Source organism: Cellulosimicrobium marinum (genome assembly GCF_020551945.1).
GTDB classification, from domain to species: domain Bacteria; phylum Actinomycetota; class Actinomycetes; order Actinomycetales; family Cellulomonadaceae; genus Cellulosimicrobium; species Cellulosimicrobium marinum.
The window spans coordinates 118,479-138,897 of the sequence record NZ_JAJBZH010000002.1 but is presented as its reverse complement, the minus strand read 5'-3'; the positions used below and the strand labels follow the sequence as shown (position 1 = coordinate 138,897).

Genomic DNA, 20,419 nt, shown 5'->3' with positions numbered 1-20,419 from the left:
GCACGCCCGACCGCCGCACGCCGAGAGCCCGCACCGCCCCGAAGGAGCGCCGCCATGACCTACCCGCCGCACCACGACGGACACGTCCCGCAGCCTCCCCAGGGGTCCTCGCCCTACGGCCCCACCGCCGGCGACCCCGCGCAGCAGCCGCCCACCGCCCCGTACGGCGCACCCCCGCAAAGCGCCTACGGCGCACCGGCCCAGGGTGGCTACGGCGCCCCGGCGCAGGGTGGCTACGGCCAGCAGGCGCCCGACGCGTACGGGCAGCAGCAGGCGCCCGGCCCGTACGGCGCACCCGCGCCCTACGGGCAGCAGCCCGCGCAGGGTGCCTACGGCGCCCCCGCCCAGGGGGCGTACGGGCAGCAGGCGCCCGGGGCCTACGGCCAGCAGCCGACCGCGTACGGGCAGCAGGCGCCGGGCGGTTACGGCGACCCCGCCGCGCAGTACGGCCAGCCGCCCTACGCCGCCTACACCACCCCGCTCGGCGCCCAGGCCATGACGTGGCGCACCATCCTCGCGTACGTCTTCAGCCCCATCGCCATCCTCTTCTTCCCCATCGTCTTCGGCGTCCTCGCGATCGTGTTCTCCTCCATCGCGGTGCGCCGCAACGAGAAGACGTCGCGCATCGCCCTCGGCGTCGCAATCGGCTGCACCGCGCTCGGGTTCATCCTCGGGGCGATCGTCAACCTGTAGGGCGGCTCACTCCAGGACGGCCGTCGCCTCGACCTCCACGAGCAGTCCCGGGAACCACAGGGCCTGGACGCCGATCACCGTGATCGGCGGCAACGGGACGCCGAACCCGTCCGACTCCTGGGCGCGTGCCGTCCCCTCGTACAGGGCGTCCCCCATCTCCGGAGTCCACCCGACGACGTAGAAGGTCATCCGGGCGACGTCGCCGACGTCCCCCCGGCACCGCGGACCCCCGACGCGACGTTCCGCAAGGCGGCATGGACCTGGCCGGCGAGGTCCGTCGCGGGCAGCTCGCCCGACGCGGTCACCGCCGTCTGCCCCGCGAGCAGCACAAGACGTGACCCCGTGGCGACCGCGACCGGGGGGTAGTCGGACTGCTGCAGCAGCCCGTCAGGGTGGCTGAGGTGCACGACCATCTGGATCTCTCCTTCGTCCGACGACGTCGGCCGTCCCGTCCGTCTGTCCCGCACGACCACGGTACGTGCGCAGCGCAGCGAGCACAGGCCCAGGAGCAGCGAGCAGTTCGAGGGTCCGCTCGTAGACAGCGCCCCCGGTGGTGCGGGGAAGGGTCGCGCCATGCTGGCGCACACGCACGATCGTGGAGTCGATCGACGAAACCCAGTCCAGATCCCCGGACTGCTAGGCAGGCGCCTGCGTCTTCTCCAGCACCCGCGCCCACACGCCCTGCTCGGACCACCGGTTGATGTTCTTGAAGATCGTTCCCCAGTTCCCGACCGCTCGGGCACGTCCCGCCACGGCGTGCCGGTCCGGAACCGCCACGCCGTCACCTCGACCACGGTGCGCCGATCCAGCGGCGGTCGCTCGTCAATCTCGCAGCCGGGAATGCGGACCGATCACAGCTCGCGCCTCATCCGGGATGAGGATCACACGACCCTTGTTTCACGGTTCCTTGCGTGCTCGGTCCACATGCCGAAAGAGACTCCAGTTGGGTCTCGAAATATGCCGAACCATCGGTCGTCGCCACCCAAGGAAACACGGGTGCGCTCAACCACGCCACCGAGCGCGACAACGCGGTCGAGTGCTGCCTCAAGATCCTCGACCGCCACATACAGTCGTGGCCCCGCAGACGGAGGCGACGACAGTCGGTCGGCCCGCTGAAGCCCACCGATGCCGCGACCTCCTGCCTGAACGATCCAGTAGTCCGCACCCAACTCAGTGCCAGCGAAGGCGGGCTCGAACGACCACCCTGACAACGCGGCATGGAACTGCTAAAAGAGTTCCGGGTCGACCGTCTCAACTTCCCACCACACCACCCTGTCCATAAGCTCATGCTACGAAACAGCCAGATCGCCGCCTTGAGCAACACGCCCTGGTGCGGTTGAGACGTGATGACGTCTGCGACGAGCCCGAAGCTGTGACGAGCGCTCGATCATCCAGTACCTCCCTTCGCTCCTCAGCATGAGACACACGCTTGTGATGCTGAGAGCGACAGCAACGATGCGGACATCGCGGGGTCAGACCCTCCCACACGGGAGGTCTGCGGCCGGTCGCCCTGCCTGCGGATCGTCGTAGACAGGGATGCTGCGCCTCAAGTCTGTCGAGATGCACAGCGCAGTCCCAGCCGGGCTGACAAGCAAGCGAAGGCGCTGAGCACCACGAGCGAGAGCAGCCCGTTTATCGCACGCAGACATCACGATCGGCACGTCGTGGACCTCCGTGGTCACAAGATCCCGGGCGAGCTGGGCATCCGGTTCGGCACGGCGACCCGAGTTGAGTCCCTGATAGTGGTGTAGCGCGGTCGCCCGGGTCGTCGTTGACGTCTTCGTCGAGAGGTGGAGTGGCCACCGCGTGATCCTTCGAGAACAACCCTTCACGGTCCTCTCGAACGGAGCATCACGATGACCGCACCACACATTGTCGAAGACGAGCCCGGCGACCGCGCTACACCAATCTGCGGGACTCAACTTTCCCCCTGGCGACACCCTCGCGCTCCTGACAACCTCGAAACTACGTATCGCCGGATATCACCTGAGGGCGACCACCTGGAAATCGCCGCCGTCGCCAAGGCACTGGATCACGATCAAGGCTAAGACGTTGCCCTGGTGATTCCCCTCGCCCCGCCCCCTGCCGACCGTGTGGCTCTCAGGCGAAGCCCGTGCCTAGCCACACCGCAGCCCAACGGATAGATCCAACAGCGGTGCAGAGGCGCGTCCACAGTTCCTTCTCGGGCCCTTCCCCGTACATCAATCGGTGCCAGACAAGACTCGACGAGCGTCCCGAGGTCGCGAAGTCCGCGTGGATGCTATCCCCGCAAGAGTGACATCTCGTTGTCGCGGAGCCTTCGAGCAGCATCGGCAGCGCTCGACTCCCACAGCCTCGCCAGTGCATCGACGGCCAGTGCTGCGTCCCAAGGGCGCAACGGACTGCGATCACGCTGAGCGAACGGCCCATCGGTCTCGACCAGGATCTTGCTGCGAGGGATCGCGGCGACAAGTGCCCGGCCCTTGGCACCGGTCAGCATCGCTGGGCCAACGCTGAACCAGCACCCTTGGTCGACGGCGCGGGACAGTTCGCGCTTACTTCCTGAGAACCAGTGCAAGATGACAGAACCCGCCGTGGGGTACTGCTCGAGGCAGTCGAGAACCTGGGCCGCGGCGCGACGGCTGTGAACCGACAGAACCTTCCCGCCGACATTGCTGCAGCTTCTGAGCACGTGGTCAAATACACGTACTTGCGCCTGCCGGCTGTCCAGATATTCTGGCGATCCGTCCAGCCCGACCTCGCCGACATACCTCGTCTCGGGCAGGTGACGGTCGAAGAGCGCAAGCTCGTGTTCTCGCGTCCCGGCGAGCTGGGGATGGAAGCCCAGTGCGGTCCGGATCGTTGGCCGGTCCGTCGCCAGCCGCTTCGTGCCGATCCAGGCTGCCGGTGTCGTCGTCACGGACAGGACTCCGACACCGCGTTGCTGTGCCTCGGCGGCTATCGCCGACGGATCCGGGTAGAGGTCGAGATGGCAGTGGAAGTCGATCACGACACCCCGTACCGGTCGAGGTGGGCTTCGAGCTCGGCGAGTCCTCGTTCAAGCATGGACCGCAGCGCTGCTCTGTTGTCGATGTGGGGCGAGCTCAGCGCTGAGCCGATCCACCGGTCCAATCCACTCGAACGGGCCTGCAGACATGCTGCGCGCAGGGCGCGCAGGTCTTCCAGTTCACTCCCGTCGTAGCGGCTCAGGTCGTCGTAGAGGTATGCCGTGTCGTCTGCCCATCCCGCGGAAAGAAAGGACGCGCGACGCACGCTGCATGGGACACATCGGCCGCAGTGTTGCAGTTTGTGCCTCTGGTAGCGGCCACAGCTCGTCGAGGAGCTCGCCAGGGTGCCAAGCAGGTCCGGGTCCGCGCTCTTGGTGAGCATCTCCCCCTTCGTCATCTCGGCGTACGGGTTCGCCAGTCGTACCCGCAGACCCACAGCCGTGAGGATCTCCTGTAGCTCTCCGAGGAAGTGGGGATGCGCGGTGCGCGTACTGAGGCTCCCTACGCGGCCTGCGGTCAAGGGCGGGTTGATTGCGATGAACCCGTTCTCGCAGATATACACCGGTACCGTGCCACCGGCGGCGTACTCCTCGGTGACGGTCGCCCCCAGGACGGCGAAGGCCAAGAACAGCAGCGACCGTGCACGCTGGGAGGTCTCGCTCTGCGCCCACCGAGTGCTGACGTTGTGGTTGACCTCCAGATGATCGACAACACCAGCCTTCGAGGCGAAGAGCACCTGGTTCGCACGGTCGCCGCGCACGGTGTGGCTGACCGCGAGCAGCGGAACACCAGCCTGATGCAGATCCGTGACACCGATGAGGCTGTCCAAGCCCCCAGAGAGCAGCACCGATGCCTCGGCAGCTGAGACACGAGTCTGCTTTGGCGCAGGAGGGTGCTGCGCGCCGTCGGTGAAGGTGATGCGCCAGATATCGGTCGTGAGGAACGCTAAGGTGGAAGCGATCCTCGGAGCCAGGCTCGCCCAGACGGCTTTGTCGCTGACCACGACGTTGAGCTCGATCTGCCGCGTCCATCCGTCGGCACTGTTTCGGCGCAGTGCAGTGTGATCGGCCGCGATCGCGGCTAGAGCAAGAGACAACAGGTCCCAGGCCGCTGCAGTGGGCGAGAACCCCTTCCTCCGGATCGCATCGGCTGCTGCCCCTCCGGCGGATATCCCGCCCCGCGGTGTCGACTTGGTGAAGAGCGCTACGGGCGTGAGCCCGGGAGCTGGCGCGGGCAGTGCGGTGGCAGGGCCACAAGCGAAGATCATGGCAAGTACCCCTCGAATACGTAGAACGTCTCCGCCAGCGCCTGTTGCGTGATTGCCGCAAAGTCAGCACCTCGAGCGGTGCCGGCATCGCGAACCTTCCTGAACGACGCTGCAACGGTCTCCCAGACATAGGCCCGGATCTCGGCAAGGCGCGCGAGCGCCGCACTCGTCGAAGGCGCGTTCTGCTGGAGATGAGCGCCGACGTCGAGCTCGAACCTGTTGAACACGTCGAGTGCGACGTAGCGCTCCTGGACGTACTCCCTCTGAGACCTGTCCAGGTCGAGGAGGTCAGCTTCCGGGTACCGGACGAGGACGTCCGAGAGCGCGTCGCGGATCGCCCGGCGTGACGCCTCAGCATCCTGGGTGCCGTCAGTCGGACGAACCACCTCCACGATCGCGTCCAGCACCTCCTGCGCGTTCGTGCCGTGAGCGAGGGCAGCGTCGTGCGCCGCGGTCAGATCGGGTTGCTGACCCGAGGACTGCAGCACAGTCCCAAGGCGCGAGGCGGTTCGAGAAGTCCCACCCATCCGCCGCGTCATCGTGCGGCCGCCACCGTAGCCGCTGTGCACGTAGTACGCGACGGCTCGGCGCATGTACTCCCGGTCGCCCGACTTCGCGAATCGCCCCAGATTCAAGCGCGCAGGCTGGAACCTCCCGGTCGGTGCCTGCGGTAGCGTCGGCGCTTCGTCGTCCTCGAGCGGCAACACACCTTGGTCTAAGGGCGCGGAGGCAGGCGTGTCCTCCACCCATGGGGGAATCAGCGCCACCGAGGCGCCCGGGCCGCTACTGCTTTGCGACGTTCCCACCGTTTCTCCCTGCGTGGATGGCATTCTTGACGGCCTTGCTGACCTCTTCGGAACCAGACCAGGCGTCGAGAACGGGCTTGGCCCACTCCTGATCCCTGATCTTGGGGACGATGGCAGTAGTGATCTGCGTGTGCGGTCTCTCGGCGAGGAACCGGGCGAGCTTGTGCCCCCAAGCTGCGTCGATCTCTGCCATCGTCATGCACGCATCGAGGATCTCAGGCACGCCCCAGACCTGGATCTGCCGGGCAGCGCTGAGGAGGCGGTCGACGATGATCGACTGGTCAGCATTGGGAAGCTCGCTCAGCTCCTTCTTCAGTGCCCGCGCCTCCCGCGGTTGCGCAAGCATGGCCGTCAAGACCTGGGTCGCGACCGCGGACAGCTTGTCCGCGTCAGTGACAAGCGGCGCTTGTTCGCGGCCCACATACAGCGCGCCGCGCAAGTCGATGTTCGCAAGCTCGGGCTCGAGCCCGAGCCACTCACGAACGAAGTCCTCGTTCCAGAGTGCATCCAAGGCAGGGGCTGTTCCCGACGCGACGGCAGCCTCCCACGGCCCCAGGAAGGTCGGTCTGCCATCAGCGTCTTCGTTGACCCTCGTGGCGAGGTCGATGAAGACGGCTGGTTCCACCACCCGCTCGAACAGCAGAATCTTGGCCAGGACAGCCTCGTCGACGTCGACACCCTGCGCACGGGAGATCGCCATCCGTATCGACAGCGCGTTGAGGAACCGCTTGATGAGTCGAGGGTTTCCGGAGATGTGCCGAGCGCCAGTCATCAACGGGGCGAGTCGTTGCGCGGTCTCCAGGCGCGACTGCAGCGCCTCGGGAAGGTTCTGGTCCACGTCGTTGACGAATGCGCAGTCGACCCGCGCGCCCCGCCAGGACTCTCGAAGTTGTTGGCCGATCGCGCTGCGGAGGTGGTCCTTGCGCGCCGTATCGAGTTCCGAACTGTCATCGATGAACAGCATCATCATGTACGCGCGGACCTCTTGGATACCGAGCGCAGGAACCTTGATCGGCACCTGGATGAGCTTGTCGAAGTAGTTCGTCACGAGCTCGTCCTTGTCGAGCCCGCCGAAGTGCTGGCGCACCGAACGCTTGATCATCTCGTCGTCGGCAGCGATGACGAAAGCCGTGTGCTCCAAGAACAGCAGCAGGCGGATCGCCTCGAGCGTAGAGATCGCCGTGCTCGGCAGACAGCGGTCGAGGTCATCGATCAGGACCACCAGCGTGACTCCGATAGCCTCAAGGGTCTGCTCGAAGCTCTTGCGCAGCGCCTCAATCTCCTTTGGCGGCGACGCCCCTTCCTCAGGCTTGAGGAGAGCCTTACTGAACGCGGCGAACTTCTCACCAACGCCGACCAACTGCTGCGGGTCGAGGTCACCCTCGCGCACGTCCTTGACCAAGTCCGTGATCTCACCAGCCAGCCCAACAGGTGGGATCCCCAGCCCAAAGGCCATCGCCGGCGCCGCGAGGAACTTCGCCAGACGCATCCACCGGACTCGCCCCAGAAACTCTCGAGCCTTCTCGACACCGGATTGACGCTTTTCCGCGGCCTCCGCAAGTGTCGTCGCCACGACGTCCAGCAGGGCCGCGCGCGCGTCGTCATAACCCTGGTAGAGCCAAGCGTTGAACTCCACGAAAACGAAGGCGTTCGACTCGCCGGGAGGGTGTTTGGCGTCCAGAGCGGCACGCGTGAGCTGGATCATCGACGACTTGCCAACGCCCCAGGCCCCCGACACACCGATCGAGATCGGACGACCCCCCGCCTGTAGGATGAACTCCGCGACGGTGTCCGCCACACCCTCGAAGTTCAGCAGGTCGCGAGCCGTCTCATTGTCAGACCACACCGAGAGAAGCACCTCCTCGTTCACGGATCAGCAGACTGCCTGCAGACTAGAGGGCACAGGCCGGACAGTGGATGCCTACGCCCGGGTGAAGTTCCCACACAGCAACCAGCCGACGACCCCGAGCCCGCGGTCAAGCCCCGCAAGCAGGTGGCCCACTTATCCCCCCGGGGAGGTCAACATCGGGAGGATGCGCAGGCGAGGGGTGCGTCGTCACGGTCGAATTCGCCCAGGAAGACGCGCCCAGCCAACTCAACCCGAGGGCCGCCAATACGGCGGGGCTGTCACTGGCCACTCAATACAGTGCCCGAGAGGTGTTCTCACCAGGTTAATCTGGTGGTTCCGCGTTGAAGGTGGAGTAGGTCGAGTGCTGCGGCGGTGATCTTCGGTGAGCCGGGACGGGTCGAGGGTGACCAGGCGTAGGGCGCGCCAGGTGTTCTTCAGCAGCGCGTTGCCGCGTTCTGCGGTGGCGCGTAGGGAAACGAGGATCTTGTCGCGGGCGAGGTCGTCGGCGTGAGCGCCTGCTGGTAGCCGGCGTGGGTGCCAGTGTCCCGCGTCAAGCCGTTGGCAGAGTTTCGGTCTCGGGAAAGTTAGGGATGAGGGGGTCGGCGTAGCCGAGGTGGACCTCCAGGGGCCGGTTGAAGGCGATGGCCTCGTGGGGGCGCACGGTGTTGTACTCGGTGCGGTAGTCGTCGGCGTGCTCGACCAGGGCCAGGACGTCGTCGATCTCTTCGAGGAACAGTCGCTCGTACTTCAAGGACTGGAAGCCGCGTTCGCGTGACCCGTTCTGACCCGGTGTGCGTACTCGGGTGCGCACGTGCCGTAGCTCGGGTGGGCGGTGATGAACGCTTCGAACCGGAACGAGCGGAACGGGCCACCATTGTCCGTCACTATCGTCACCGCGGGGACGATGTTCCCGTCGTCATCGACCTTGCAGGCGTCGATCAGGGGTCGGCCGAACATGGCCTCGCAGTCCGCCAGCGCGAGCTCGATCGCGGCGATCGCGTCGTGCTGGTTCGCGGTCGGCGAGGTGTGCCACGGGTGCTCGTACTTGCTCCAGCAGTCCCGGCACCCGGCGATGCGCCAGGTGCCGCCGGTGGTGGTCTCGAACTCGGAGAAGTCCAGCTGCCACACCTGGTTCGCACCCGTGGGCTCGGTCGCGAACGCGGCCTTGCGTCGCTGGGCGAGCTGGCGGCGTTCACGCTGGTAGGCGGAGGTGAGGATCAGTCTCTCGTCGCGCAGCAGCCGCCGCACGGTGGCCTGGGAGACCTGGTGCCCGTCGTAGCGGCACATGGCCCAGACCTTGCGGTGCCCCACGCGGAGTGCGCGTGCGCGTGGCGGCGCGCCGCCACACGCACGTTCTCGCGCGCCGGGCGCGGCCACGGGCCCTTCGTCGCCGCTCCTGCGCGGGCCAACGCCGCCACGACCGCTCGGGCATGCCGACCAAGGAGCAGAACGTCGTGGTCGGCATGCCCGCCTCGACGCGGATCACCTCGAGGTCCTCGAAGGGCCCAACCGGCCCTCCGCGGACGTCTTCCACACCCGGGCCTCCAGGTGCGCCTCGCCCAGAGCCTGGGTCAGCTCGGCGACCTCGGCCTTCAGCTGCCGCTCACGCGTCGAGGGCCCGGACTTCTCGGCAGCCAGGCCGGTCTTGCCGGGCTCGAGGAACGCTCGCTTCCAGTTCCCCACCGACTGCTCGGACACCTTCGCCCGGCGAGCGGCCTCGGCGACGGTGACCTCGCCGACCAGGACCGACAACACGATCCTGGTCTTCTCCTCAGCCGGAACGGCAGGTGGTCTTGCCATGAACGATCAGACTCCTCACAGGTCAGACCCGCAAGCAACGGGTCCTGCCACTAAGTCTGACTCGCGCGACACACACAGACACCGAACCCTTAAGCAAGCACTCCGACGGTAGAACCGTTACCCCGCACGAACTCGTCATCGACTGAACCCCACCAGACGCCCATCACTTCGACAACAGACCGCCCAAACATGGACCACAGGCAAAGAAACAGCCACGTTACATGGCGGTAGGAATGAGAAAAGTAGGCTGCATATCGACACCTCCCTAGGCTACATCTGCATGTCGGCGAAGCGCTGGTAGTGCCCCTGGAAGGCGACGGTGATGGTATCCGTCGGACCATTTCTGTGCTTGGCAACAATGAGATCTGCCTCGCCCGCTCGAGGCGATTCTTTCTCGTAGGCATCTTCGCGATGCAGGAGGATGACAACGTCAGCATCCTGCTCGATAGAGCCCGATTCACGAAGGTCACTCATCTGGGGTTTTTTGTCCCCGCGCTGTTCCGGACCACGGTTCAGCTGAGAGATCGCGATGACCGGGACTTCGAGCTCCTTCGCGAGCAGCTTGAGCGCGCGCGAGAACTCGGAGACCTCCTGCTGTCGGGACTCGACGCGCTTCCCGGAGGACATGAGCTGGAGGTAGTCGATGACGACGAGCTTGAGATCGTGACGCTGCTTGAGCCGCCGGCACTTGGCGCGGATCTCCATGAGCGACATGTTCGGGGAGTCGTCGATGAACAGCGGCGCTTCGGCGATCTTGCCCATGGTTCCGGCGAGCTTCTGCCAGTCCCCGTCGTCCATCTTCCCGGAGCGCATGCGCGTGAGCGGCACCCTCGCCTCGGCAGCGAGGAGTCGCATGGTGATCTCGTTGCGGCTCATCTCCAGGGAGAAGATGACGGAGGCCATCTGGTGGTGCACGGCGGCGTGCGTGGCGACGTTGATGCCGAGCACCGAGTTGTGGGTGGGCACCATGGCCGTACCGGCGAGGTAGAGGTGCGACGGGTGGTCGACCTCGACGCAGCGCACCGGGACGGACGCGACGCGTCGGACGTCGACCACGAAGCGGGACGTCAGACGCGCCGTGCCCGGGCGGCGACGTTCCTTGTGGACGAGGCGCTTGCGCTCCAGCGCGAAGACGTCGTCCTCGGTCGTGAAGGTGATCGTGCACGCCGTGCCCACCTGCGGCTCGGACCTGCCCGTGCGGTACCCGAGGGAGTGCAGCAGCTCTTGGACGTCAGCGGCGATCCGGTCGCTCGGGAGCGGCACGGTCACGGCGCCCTCGGGCGTGACGGACCCGCACACGTCCAGCACCCCGGCGAGCAGCTCGCGCCGCTGCGACACGCTCGACCGGAGGTACTGCGTCGGGATGTGGTCGACCGCCTTCAGGCCGAGCGCACGCAGACCGTCGTCCGACCCGGACGCCTGCTCGTCGAGTCCTTCCAGCCGCATGGCGATCTCGGGGTCCGCGGAGGTGAACTCCGCGCGTCGGGAGCTGCCGTCGCCGAGCCAGACGCCGAGGGCGTAGGGGTGGACGGGCAGGTCGGCGTCGGGGAGGTCGAGGGGGGCTGCGGTGGCGATCGAGTGGTTGGCGCGCCGGTCGGAGGTCGCGCACCGGAGCGTGGCCGCGATCTCCTCGGTGGTGCGGACGGACGTCTCGGGCGTCTCGCCCCGACGTGCTCGTCTCCGTTGTGCGCGGGTGGATGTGACCCACTGGTGGGCGGCGTCCGCGACGACGACGGTGCCGTCGTCGAGCTCGACCTCGTAGCAGGGCCGGTCGACGAGCACCTCCGTGGCGGCGACGACGCGGGTGGGTGTGCCGTCGGCGGAGACGAGGAGGTCGCCGACGGCGACGTCGCCCATCGTGGTCCAGCCCGTCGGCGTCGCCAAGGGCGTGTCGAGCGAGAGCGCCTTCCCGATGGCCGGACGGGCGGCGACGACGACCATCTGGCCGGGGTGCAGGCCGTTCGTCAGCCGGTCGAAGTCGGAGTAGCCGGTGGGCACGCCGGTCATGCCCTCGCCGCGGCCCTGGGCGGCCTCGATCTCGTCGAACGTCGGACCGAGGATGTCCGAGAGCGGCATGTAGTCCTCGGTGGTGCGCCGCTCGGTGACGGCGTAGACCTCGGCCTGGGCGTTGTTGACGATGTCGTCGACGTCGCCGCCGTCGGTCGCGTACCCGAGCTGGACGATGCGCGTCCCGGCCTCGACGAGCTTGCGGAGCACGGCGCGCTCGCGCACGATGCGCGCGTAGTAGCCGGCGTTGGCGGCGGTGGGGACGCCGGCCATGAGGTCGTGGATGTACGGGGCGCCGCCGATGCGCTGGAGCTCACCACGCTTGGTGAGCTCGGCGACGACGGTGATGGCGTCGGCCGGTTCGCCGCGGCCGTAGAGGTCGATGATGGCCTCGTACACGAGCTCGTGCGCGGGGCGGTAGAAGTCGGAGCCGCGAATCTGCTCGATGACGTCCGCGATGGCGTCCTTCGACAGGAGCATGCCGCCGAGGACGCTCATCTCCGCCGCGACGTCCTGCGGCGGGGTGCGGTCGAACCCGGCGGGGCCGGACCCGCCGTAGCTCTCTTCGAGCTCGTCGATCGACATGCGCCCCTCGCTCCCCCGCGCTCGTCGCGACCTTCCGGGACGACGCGTCAGGTCCCGCGCGCGTCGTCCAGCTGTTCTACCGCGGGCCACCCACGCGACGGTCCCGGTGGTCGCGTCCGCCGGTGCGGGCGGTCACGACCCAGCGACACTAGATCTCCCTCCGGGGCCCTGCAAACGACGTTGTGCACACACCGGTGGACAGACTCCCGCATCCTGTGGACACAGCGCCCGATGCTGTGCACACCCGGTGGACAACGGTGTGGACAACTCACGGATCTGCCTGTGTACACCGCCCGGACCGCCGTGTGACCAGCACGTTCTCTACCCTCAGGGTGTGGACGGAAGAAAGTTCGACGACACGCCGGGGCGTCCCCGCCCGACCCTCGACCGGGAGATCCTCGCGCTGGCCGTGCCGGCGCTCGGCGCCCTCGTCGCGGAGCCGTTGTTCGTCCTCGTCGACTCCGCCGTGGTGGGGCACCTCGGCACGGCGCAGCTCGCGGGCCTGTCCCTCGCGTCCACGCTCCTCGTCACCCTCGTGGGCCTGTGCGTGTTCCTCGCCTACGCGACGACGGCCGCCGTCGCCCGACGCCTGGGGGCGGGCGAGGAGCGCGAGGCCCTCCAGTCGGGGGTGGACGGCCTGTGGCTCGCCCTCGGTCTCGGCGTCGCCCTGGCCGCGGCCCTGTGGACGACGGCACCGTGGGCCGTCGCCGCGATGGGCGGCACGGGGGACGTCGCCGAGCACGCCGTGGTGTACCTGCGCTGGTCGTCCCTCGGCCTGCCGGGGATGCTCCTCGTCCTGGCCTCCACGGGCGTCCTGCGCGGCCTCCAGGACACCCGCACGCCCCTGTGGGTCGCCGCCGGTGGCGCGACCTTCAACGCGGTGCTCAACGTCGTCCTCGTCTACGGGGTCGGTCTGGGCATCGCGGGGTCCGGCATCGGCACCGCGGTCGCCCAGCTCGCGATGGGCGCCGTCCTCGTCGCCGTCGTGGTCCGGGGTGCCCGACGCCGCGGCGCGTCCCTGCGCCCCGCCGCCGGGGGGATCTGGGCGAACGCCCGCGCCGGCGCCCCGCTGCTCGTCCGGACCCTCTCCCTGCGCCTCGCCATCCTCCTCACCGTGTTCGTCGCGACCGGGCTCGGCGAGGTCACGCTCGCCGGGTACCAGGTGGTCACCTCGGTCTGGGGTCTCGCCGCGTTCGCCCTCGACGCTCTCGCCATCGCGGCCCAGGCCCTCGTGGGTCACGGCCTCGGCGCCGGCGACGTCCCGCGCGTGCGCGCCGTGCTGCGCCGCACCCTGCGCTGGGGGGTCGCCGCAGGCGCGGTCATCGGCGTCGTGATGGCCGCGGGCGGGTGGTGGTTCGCGCTCCTGTTCACCACCGACCCCGAGGTGCGCACCGCCGTCGCCGTGGGCATGGCCGTGTGCGGGGCGCTCATGCCGATGGCCGGCTGGGTGTTCGTCCTCGACGGCGTCCTCATCGGTGCGGGCGACGGTCGCTTCCTCGCCTGGGCCGGCATGCTCACGCTCGTCATGTACGCGCCGTTCGCCCTCGCCGTCCGCCACTGGGCGCCCGACGGCGCGGCCGGCCTCGCGTGGCTCTGGCTCGCCTTCGCGGGGGTCTTCATGGCGGCGCGCGCCGTCACCACCGGTCTCCGCGCACGGGGCACCCGCTGGATGGTGACCGGCACCGCCTGACGGCGCACGAAGGCCCGGTGCCGCGCTCGCGAGGAGCGACGGCACCGGGCCCTCGACGTCCGAGCCCGAGGGCTCAGGGGTCCTGCTGGATCAGGCAGCGACGACCTTCACCGCGACGGTCGCGGAGACCTCGGGGTGCAGGCGGACGGAGACCGTGTAGTCACCCGTCGACTTGATCGGCTGACCGATCTCGATCTTGCGCTTGTCGACCGCGGGGCCCTCGGCGGCGGCGACCGCGGACGCGATGTCCGCCGTCGTCACGGCACCGAAGAGACGACCGGCGGCGCCGGCCTTCGCCTCGACGACGACGGGCTTGGACTGCAGCGAGTCCCGGATCGCCTTCGCGTCGTCGAGCGACGCGATCTCGCGGGCCTTGCGCGCCTTGCGGATCGCGGAGACCTGCGACTCGGCGCCCTTGGACCACGGCGTGGCGAGCTTGCGCGGGACGAGGTAGTTACGGGCGTACCCGTCCTTCACCTCGACGACGTCGCCCGGCTCACCGAGACCGGTGACCTCGTGGGTCAGGATCAGCTTGGCCATGTTCTTCCCCTCCCCGCTCAGCGAGCCGTCGACGTGTACGGCAGCAGGGCCATCTCACGCGCGTTCTTGACGGCACGGGCGATCTGACGCTGCTCCTGGACGGAGACGCCGGTCACGCGACGTGCACGGATCTTCCCGCGGTCGGAGATGAACTTGCGCAGCAGCGCCGTGTCCTTGTAGTCGACCGACTCGATCTTGGCCGTCTTCAGCGGGTTGGACTTCTTCTTGGGCTTGCGCACCACAGGCTTCGCCATGGTGTTGCTCCTCTACAAGGTGCGATCCCCGCCCTGGCCGCTCACGCGGCGTCGGGCACGGGATGTCGGGTGTTCTGGGTGAGGCGGGCGATCAGAACGGGGGCTCATCCGAGAACGAACCACCGGACGACGCGGGGCCTGCCGTGGCCCACGGGTCGTTCTGCTGACCGCCGCCCGAGGCGCCGAATCCGCCGCCGCCGGAGGCTCCACCGGAGCCACCGAAGCCGCCACCGCCGCCGAAGTTGCCGCCGCCTCCGCCGCCCGAGCGCTGGGCCCGGGTGACCTTCGCGGTGGCGTAGCGCAGGGAGGGACCGATCTCGTCCACCTGCAGCTCGACGACGGTGCGCTTCTCCCCCTCGCGGGTCTCGTACGAGCGCTGGACGAGGCGGCCCTGCACGATGACGCGCATGCCCTTCGTCAGCGACTCCGCGACGTTCTCCGCGGCCTCGCGCCAGATCGAGCAGCGCATGAACAGGGTGTCCCCGTCCTTCCACTCGTTCGCCTGGCGGTCGAAGGTCCGCGGCGTCGACGCCACCGTGAAGTTGGCCACCGCCGCACCCGCAGGGGTGAAACGCAGCTCCGGGTCGCCCGTGAGGTTCCCGATCACCGTGATGACGGTGTCACCAGCCATGGCCTTCTCCTTCGTGTGTCGTCAGCATCGTCGCGTCTGCTCGTACGGCCTCGCCGCTCTCGCGTCGGCCCATCCCATCACGTGGCGCCCACACGCGCTACGGCGTGCGGACGGCCCGTGGACAGGGGCCGAGAGGGAGCTGCGGGGAGGGTCAGCGAGCGTCCGTGCGCAGGATCTTGGTGCGCAGCACGGCCTCGTTCAGGCCGAGCTGACGGTCCAGCTCCTTGGCGGTGTCGGAGGTCGACGTGAAGTCGACGACCGCGTAGATGCCCTCGGACTTCTTCTCGATGTCGTACGCCAGGCGGCGACGACCCCAGATGTCCACCTTGTCGACGGTGCCGCCGTCGGTCTTGATGACCGACAGGTACTTGTCGAGCGACGGGGCGACGGTGCGCTCCTCGATCTCGGGGTCGAGGATGATCATCAGTTCGTACTGGCGCATGCGGGTAACCCACCTCCTCTGGTCTTCGCGGTCACGGTCTCTCCGTGACAGGAGGGTTCATGCACTGCGTGTGCGCTCACGCGCACGTGCTGCCCGACGGCGCCACCCGCCCGGGCGGGCGCGCGACGGTGGACAGCAGCTCCCCAGGGTACCCGCACGCCGCGGGCCCCGGGAAATCCTCGGTGCGACGGATCAGCCGCCCCCGCCTCCGCCCGAGCCGCCTCCGCCGCCGCCGTTCCCGCCGCCGTTGCCGCCACCAGACCCGCCGGACCCGCCGTCGTCACCGTCGCCCGGGTCCTCGGTGGGCTCGCCCGTGGGCTCGCCGGTCGGTTCCTCGGTGGGTTCCTCGGTCGGTTGCGTCGCGGGGTCGGGCCCCTTCGACACGACGAGGGAGATCGTGGAGCCCGGCGGCACGGCCGCCCCGCCCGACCCGGCGCTGATGACGATGCCACGCGGCTCGTTCGACCACTCCTCCGTGACCTGCGCGCGCAGGCCCAGCGTCTGCAGGGCGGCGCGCGCGTCGTCCACCGTGCGGCCCACGAGGTCGGCCGGGACGGTGACGTTCTCCGGCTGCTCCGGCTCGGGCTCCTCGGTCGGCTCCTCCTCCGCGGGCTCCTCGGTGGGGGCCTCGGTCGGCGTCTCGGTGGGAACCACCGGCTTGGGTGGCGTGTACTCGGGGAACTCCTCGACGGGCGTGTCGGCGAGCGCGGCCTGCATGTACGAGGTCCATGCCTCGACCGGCCAGGTACCGCCCGTGATGCTGCTGCCCGCCCACTGGCCGAAGGGCGTGATCTGCTCCTGCTCGCCGTCGGGCCCGGACTGGTACAGGCCGACCACGGTGGCGAGCTGCGGCGCGTAGCCCGCGAACCAGGCGGACCGGTTCGCGTTCGACGTGCCCGTCTTGCCTGCGACGGGACGCTCCAGCGCCTGGGCCGGCTCGCCCGAGCCCTCCTCGACGACCTGCGTCATCGCGTACGTGGCGGCCGCCATGACGTCCGGCTCGAACTGCTTGGTCCGCTTCCCCGCGCCGGGGCCCTCGTAGACGAGGTTGCCGCGCGCGTCGGTGACCGACGCGACGATGTGCGGCGTGGAGCGCATGCCCTGGGCCGCGAACGTCGCGTACGCGTTCGTGAGCTCGAGCGGCGTCACGGTCGCGGTGCCGAGCACGTTGGCCGCGTTGTCGTCGACGACGGTGTCCTCGTCGATCCCGGCACGGTGCGCCACCTCGGCGGTCTTCTCCGGCCCGGTCTCGATGTTCAGCTCCGCGTACACCGTGTTCACGGAGTTCGCCGTCGCGGTGGTGAGGTCGATGTTGCCCCAGCTCACGCCGCTGCCGGCGCCGAAGTTCTGCACGGGCCAGTCCTGGCCGTCGTTCGCCTCGGGGAACGTCTTGGGCGAGTTGCCGTCGAACCGCTCCTCGAGGGTGCGGCCCTCCTCCAGGGCGGCGACGAGGGTGAACGGCTTGAACGTCGACCCGCCCTGCGCCGCGCCCATCGTGGCGTTGTTGTACGACTGCGAGACGGCGTCCGTGCCGCCGTACAGCGCGCGGATCGACCCGTCGGCCGGGTCCATCGACACGATCGCGGCACGCAGGTTCTCCGACGCCGGGTTCGGGTCGTCCTCCTCGGTGCGCGGGATGCTGTTCGCCGCTGCGACGGCGGCCTCCTGCATCGCGGGGTCGACGGTCGTCGTGACCTGGTAGCCCTTGCTCTGCAGGGCGTCGAAGGTGATGCCGTTCTCCTCGAGCTCCTGCTCGACCATCGTCAGCAGGTAGCCCGTCGGGCCGCCGTACTTGTCGGACCGCACGTACTCGACGGTCTCGGGGAACCCGGCGTCGAGGGCGGCCTGGTGGTCGGCCGCGGAGATGTGGCCGTCCTCGAGCAGGAGGTCGAGCGTGCGGTCCCAGCGGATCTCGGCCTGCTCGGGGTTGTTCGCGGGGTCCCAGTTCGTGGGGTTCGGGATGATGCCGGCGATCATCGCGGACTCCGAGAGCGTGAGCTCCGCGGCGGGCTTGCCGTAGTACTTGTCGGCGGCGGCCTCGATGCCGTACGCCCCGCGGCCGAAGTAGATCGTGTTGAGGTAGTTGCCGAGGATCTCCGGCTTCTCCTGCTGCTGCGTGATCTTCAGCGCGAGGATCGCCTCGCGGGCCTTGCCCGCGTAGTCGGTGACCGTGTTCGTGTAGTACCGCTCGACGTACTGCTGCGTGATGGTCGAGGCGCCCTGGAGGTCCCCGCCGCGCAGGTTGTTGTAGAACGCCCGGGCGATGCCCTTGACGTCGATGCCCGAGTTGGTCCAGAAGGAGCGGTCCTCCGAGGCGACGACCGCGTTGCCCACGTAGTCGGGCAGCGTGCCGAAGTCGATGATCTCGCGGTTCTCGACGGCGTACGTGCCCATCGTCGTCTCGCCGTCCTGCCAGTACACGGTCGACGTCTGCGAGTCCACGCTCGGCAGCTCGTCCGGGACATCGGTCGTGAACCACGCCGCGACGAGGACGCCCGTCACGAGCGCGACGCCGGCCAGCATCGTGCCGACGACGACCCGCCACGACGGCAGCCAGCGACGAAAACCCGTGACGCGCGAGCGCGGGTAGTCGAAGAAGCGACGACGGCCCCGCGTGCTCGCGGGCGCCCGTCCCTTCGTCCTCGTGGATCGCGCCACGATCTCCCTTTCCTCGGGGGGTACGGCCGAGCGGCCCGACGTCGCGGGGCACGCTCTCGGCCCGTCCTGCGACCCGGCCCCGGGACCGCCGCACGGCCCCGCCTCGGGCGAGGGACGTCGTCGGGCACGGGCCTGCGCACGGCGGACCACCCTGAACAATAGGGCGTCGCCCCGTCTCCACAAGGGCCTGCGGGCCGGATCCGGGCATGCTGCGCCATTGATTCGCCGCGACGTCCCGCCGCCTCCCCCGGTCCTTCACAAGTGCCGTGAGCCGCACCACGCCGGGCGCCGCACGTTGCGCGACGCATCGACACGACCTAACCTCTCGATGTATCGACTCGATACATCGAGTCGGTGCGGGGACCCAGAACGGCGAGGAGGTGCGCGGTGCGGAGCAGGACACCCGTGCTCGAGACCGCGATCCTCGGGCTGCTCAACGAGTCCCCGCTGCACGGCTACGAGCTGCGCAAGCGGCTCAACCTCATGCTCGGCTCGTTCCGCGCGCTGTCGTACGGCTCGCTGTACCCGGCGCTGAAGTCGCTCGTCGCCCGGGGCCTCATCACGGGCACCGAGCAGACCGCGGTCCGGACGACGCCCGCCCCCGCCCTGTCGGGCAAGCGGGCGCGCATCGTCTACGAGCTGACGGCCGAGGGCAAGGAACACCTCCAGGACGTGCTGGCCTCCTCAGGGCCCGCCGCGTGGGAGGACGAGAGCTTCGACGTCCGGTTCGCGTTCTTCGCGCAGACCGACGCCGAGACCCGCATCCGCATCCTCGAGGGCCGCAGGACGCGGCTCACGGAGAGGCTGGAGGCGGTCAGGGAGTCCGCGGCCCGCACCCGCGAGCGGCTCGACGAGTACACGCTCGAGCTGCAGCGCCACGGACTCGAGCAGGTCGAGCGCGAGGTGCGCTGGCTCGACGGTCTCATCACCACCGAGCGCGACCGCACCTTCGGGACACCCCGAGGCGGTCGCGCACGAACCAGCAGCACCCCGCATCCTGCGGAACCACCCGAGCAGGAGCCCGACGGCGCCCGGCGTCCCGAGGACCCTGGAACTTCGATCACCAAGGAGCGAGGATGACCTCCATCCGCGTCGCCATCGTCGGCGTAGGCAACTGCGCATCGTCTCTGGTCCAGGGCGTGCACTACTACCGTGACGCCGACCCCGCCGGGACCGTCCCCGGTCTCATGCACGTGCAGTTCGGCGACTACCACGTGTCGAGCCTGGAGTTCGTCGCGGCGTTCGACGTCGACGCGAAGAAGGTCGGCTTCGACCTCGCCGAGGCCATCAACGCCTCGGAGAACAACACGATCAAGATCGCGGACGTCCCGCCGACCGGCGTGACCGTCCAGCGCGGCCCGACGCTCGACGGCGTCGGCAAGTACTACGCGCAGACGATCGAGGAGTCCGACGCGGAGCCCGTCGACGTCGCCGCCGCGCTGCGGGAGGCGCAGGTCGACGTCCTCGTCTGCTACCTGCCCGTCGGCTCCGAGGCCGCCGCGAAGTTCTACGCGCAGGCCGCGATCGACGCCGGCGTGGCGTTCGTCAACGCGCTGCCCGTGTTCATCGCGTCCGACCCGGAGTGGGCCGCGAAGTTCGAGCAGGCCGGTGTGCCGATCGTCGGCGACGACATCAAGTCGCAGGTCGGCGCGACGATCACGCACCGCGTCCTCGCGAAGCTGTTCGAGGACCGCGGCGTCGTGCTGGACCGCACGTACCAGCTCAACGTCGGCGGCAACATGGACTTCAAGAACATGCTCGAGCGCGAGCGCCTGGAGTCCAAGAAGATCTCCAAGACGCAGGCCGTGACCTCGAACCTCGAGGGCCCGCTCGGCGGCAAGACGGAGGACCGCAACGTCCACATCGGCCCGTCGGACTACGTCGCGTGGCTCGACGACCGCAAGTGGGCGTACGTGCGCCTCGAGGGCCGCGCGTTCGGCGAGGTCCCGCTGAACCTGGAGTACAAGCTCGAGGTGTGGGACTCCCCCAACTCGGCCGGCATCATCATCGACGCCGTCCGTGCCGCGAAGATCGCGAAGGACCGCGGCGTCGGCGGCCCGATCCTCTCGGCGTCGACGTACTTCATGAAGTCCCCGCCGGTCCAGATGGAGGACACGAAGGGTCGTGCGCAGCTCGAGGCCTTCATCGCCGGTTCGGTGGAGCGCTGATCCGGAGCTGACCGGAGGGTGAGGGCCGAGGTACGAGGCACT

General features: G+C 68.8%; 20 protein-coding genes and 1 pseudogene. 4 read left to right on the top strand and 17 right to left on the bottom strand.

Going from position 1 to position 20,419, the window contains the following annotated elements; translation table 11 throughout:
• Window positions 1–54: 54 nt before the first annotated feature.
• Window positions 55–693 carry a polyadenylate binding domain-containing protein gene (locus LGQ04_RS04445; RefSeq protein ID WP_229242498.1) on the top strand — a complete coding sequence of 213 codons (639 nt, stop codon included), beginning with the start codon at window positions 55–57 and terminating at the stop codon, window positions 691–693.
• Window positions 694–699: 6 nt separating this feature from the next.
• On the opposite strand, the gene LGQ04_RS04440 is transcribed toward LGQ04_RS04445, so the two are convergent.
• The 12 genes and pseudogenes from LGQ04_RS04440 to dnaB all read right to left on the bottom strand — a co-directional run bounded on the left by LGQ04_RS04440 (window position 700) and on the right by dnaB (window position 11,994).
• Window positions 700–882 (bottom strand): RidA family protein, encoded by a 183-nt coding sequence (locus tag LGQ04_RS04440; protein ID WP_229242497.1) that lies wholly within the window; start codon window positions 880–882, stop codon window positions 700–702.
• Window positions 879–1,106: a hypothetical protein gene (locus tag LGQ04_RS04435; RefSeq protein WP_229242496.1), complete on the bottom strand. Its 228-nt coding sequence runs from the start codon at window positions 1,104–1,106 to the stop codon at window positions 879–881. The genes LGQ04_RS04440 and LGQ04_RS04435 overlap by 4 nt, the downstream gene beginning before the upstream one ends.
• A gap of 223 nt (window positions 1,107–1,329) precedes the next feature.
• Window positions 1,330–1,470 carry a hypothetical protein gene (locus LGQ04_RS04430; protein ID WP_229242495.1) on the bottom strand — a complete coding sequence of 47 codons (141 nt, stop codon included), beginning with the start codon at window positions 1,468–1,470 and terminating at the stop codon, window positions 1,330–1,332.
• 104 nt (window positions 1,471–1,574) lie between these two features.
• Window positions 1,575–1,907 (bottom strand): annotated as a pseudogene (locus LGQ04_RS17895) (VOC family protein); the annotation flags it as partial.
• Window positions 1,908–2,953: 1,046 nt separating this feature from the next.
• Window positions 2,954–3,682, bottom strand: a complete 729-nt coding sequence (qatD, locus tag LGQ04_RS04425) for a Qat anti-phage system TatD family nuclease QatD (protein ID WP_229242494.1) — start codon at window positions 3,680–3,682, stop codon at window positions 2,954–2,956.
• A complete protein-coding gene (qatC, locus tag LGQ04_RS04420) occupies window positions 3,679–4,947 on the bottom strand; it encodes a Qat anti-phage system QueC-like protein QatC (protein WP_229242493.1) in 1,269 nt (422 codons plus the stop codon). Before qatC ends, qatD begins: the two co-directional genes overlap by 4 nt.
• A complete protein-coding gene (qatB, locus tag LGQ04_RS04415; protein ID WP_229242492.1) occupies window positions 4,944–5,651 on the bottom strand; it encodes a Qat anti-phage system associated protein QatB in 708 nt (235 codons plus the stop codon). Before qatB ends, qatC begins: the two co-directional genes overlap by 4 nt.
• A gap of 79 nt (window positions 5,652–5,730) precedes the next feature.
• A complete protein-coding gene (locus tag LGQ04_RS04410; protein ID WP_229242491.1) occupies window positions 5,731–7,623 on the bottom strand; it encodes a KAP family P-loop NTPase fold protein in 1,893 nt (630 codons plus the stop codon).
• Between the two features lie 529 nt (window positions 7,624–8,152).
• Complete coding sequence (locus LGQ04_RS04400; protein ID WP_229242490.1) at window positions 8,153–8,413, bottom strand: integrase core domain-containing protein; 261 nt, start codon at window positions 8,411–8,413, stop codon at window positions 8,153–8,155.
• Window positions 8,350–8,889, bottom strand: a complete 540-nt coding sequence (locus tag LGQ04_RS04395; protein ID WP_229242489.1) for a hypothetical protein — start codon at window positions 8,887–8,889, stop codon at window positions 8,350–8,352. Before LGQ04_RS04395 ends, LGQ04_RS04400 begins: the two co-directional genes overlap by 64 nt.
• Window positions 8,890–9,084: 195 nt before the next feature.
• Window positions 9,085–9,402, bottom strand: a complete 318-nt coding sequence (locus tag LGQ04_RS04390; protein WP_229242488.1) for a transposase — start codon at window positions 9,400–9,402, stop codon at window positions 9,085–9,087.
• Between the two features lie 270 nt (window positions 9,403–9,672).
• Complete coding sequence (dnaB, locus tag LGQ04_RS04385; RefSeq protein ID WP_229242487.1) at window positions 9,673–11,994, bottom strand: replicative DNA helicase; 2,322 nt, start codon at window positions 11,992–11,994, stop codon at window positions 9,673–9,675.
• Window positions 11,995–12,328: 334 nt separating this feature from the next.
• Between dnaB and LGQ04_RS04380 the strand changes: the two genes are divergently transcribed.
• A complete protein-coding gene (locus LGQ04_RS04380) occupies window positions 12,329–13,684 on the top strand; it encodes an MATE family efflux transporter (RefSeq protein WP_229242486.1) in 1,356 nt (451 codons plus the stop codon).
• Window positions 13,685–13,774: 90 nt separating this feature from the next.
• On the opposite strand, the gene rplI is transcribed toward LGQ04_RS04380, so the two are convergent.
• The 5 genes from rplI to LGQ04_RS04355 all read right to left on the bottom strand — a co-directional run bounded on the left by rplI (window position 13,775) and on the right by LGQ04_RS04355 (window position 18,209).
• The gene (gene rplI, locus LGQ04_RS04375; RefSeq protein WP_229242485.1) at window positions 13,775–14,224 is read right to left on the bottom strand and encodes a 50S ribosomal protein L9; all 450 of its coding nucleotides are present in this window, start codon (window positions 14,222–14,224) and stop codon (window positions 13,775–13,777) included.
• Window positions 14,225–14,241: 17 nt separating this feature from the next.
• The gene (rpsR, locus tag LGQ04_RS04370) at window positions 14,242–14,478 is read right to left on the bottom strand and encodes a 30S ribosomal protein S18 (RefSeq protein WP_229242484.1); all 237 of its coding nucleotides are present in this window, start codon (window positions 14,476–14,478) and stop codon (window positions 14,242–14,244) included.
• A gap of 91 nt (window positions 14,479–14,569) precedes the next feature.
• On the bottom strand, window positions 14,570–15,109 hold the full coding sequence (locus tag LGQ04_RS04365; RefSeq protein ID WP_229242483.1) for a single-stranded DNA-binding protein: 540 nt from the start codon (window positions 15,107–15,109) through the stop codon (window positions 14,570–14,572).
• A gap of 151 nt (window positions 15,110–15,260) precedes the next feature.
• Complete coding sequence (gene rpsF / locus LGQ04_RS04360) at window positions 15,261–15,551, bottom strand: 30S ribosomal protein S6 (RefSeq protein WP_229242482.1); 291 nt, start codon at window positions 15,549–15,551, stop codon at window positions 15,261–15,263.
• Window positions 15,552–15,743: 192 nt separating this feature from the next.
• Complete coding sequence (locus LGQ04_RS04355; RefSeq protein WP_229242481.1) at window positions 15,744–18,209, bottom strand: transglycosylase domain-containing protein; 2,466 nt, start codon at window positions 18,207–18,209, stop codon at window positions 15,744–15,746.
• A gap of 387 nt (window positions 18,210–18,596) precedes the next feature.
• Here LGQ04_RS04355 and LGQ04_RS04350 point away from each other — a divergent pair, with 387 nt between their 5' ends.
• Together LGQ04_RS04350 and LGQ04_RS04345 are read left to right on the top strand one after the other, a co-directional pair.
• Window positions 18,597–19,289, top strand: coding sequence for a PadR family transcriptional regulator (locus LGQ04_RS04350; protein ID WP_229242480.1), 693 nt, complete (start codon window positions 18,597–18,599; stop codon window positions 19,287–19,289).
• Entirely contained in the window at window positions 19,286–20,377 is a 1,092-nt protein-coding gene (locus LGQ04_RS04345) for an inositol-3-phosphate synthase (RefSeq protein ID WP_229242479.1), read from the top strand. Before LGQ04_RS04350 ends, LGQ04_RS04345 begins: the two co-directional genes overlap by 4 nt.
• The last annotated feature ends 42 nt before the right edge of the window (window positions 20,378–20,419 follow it).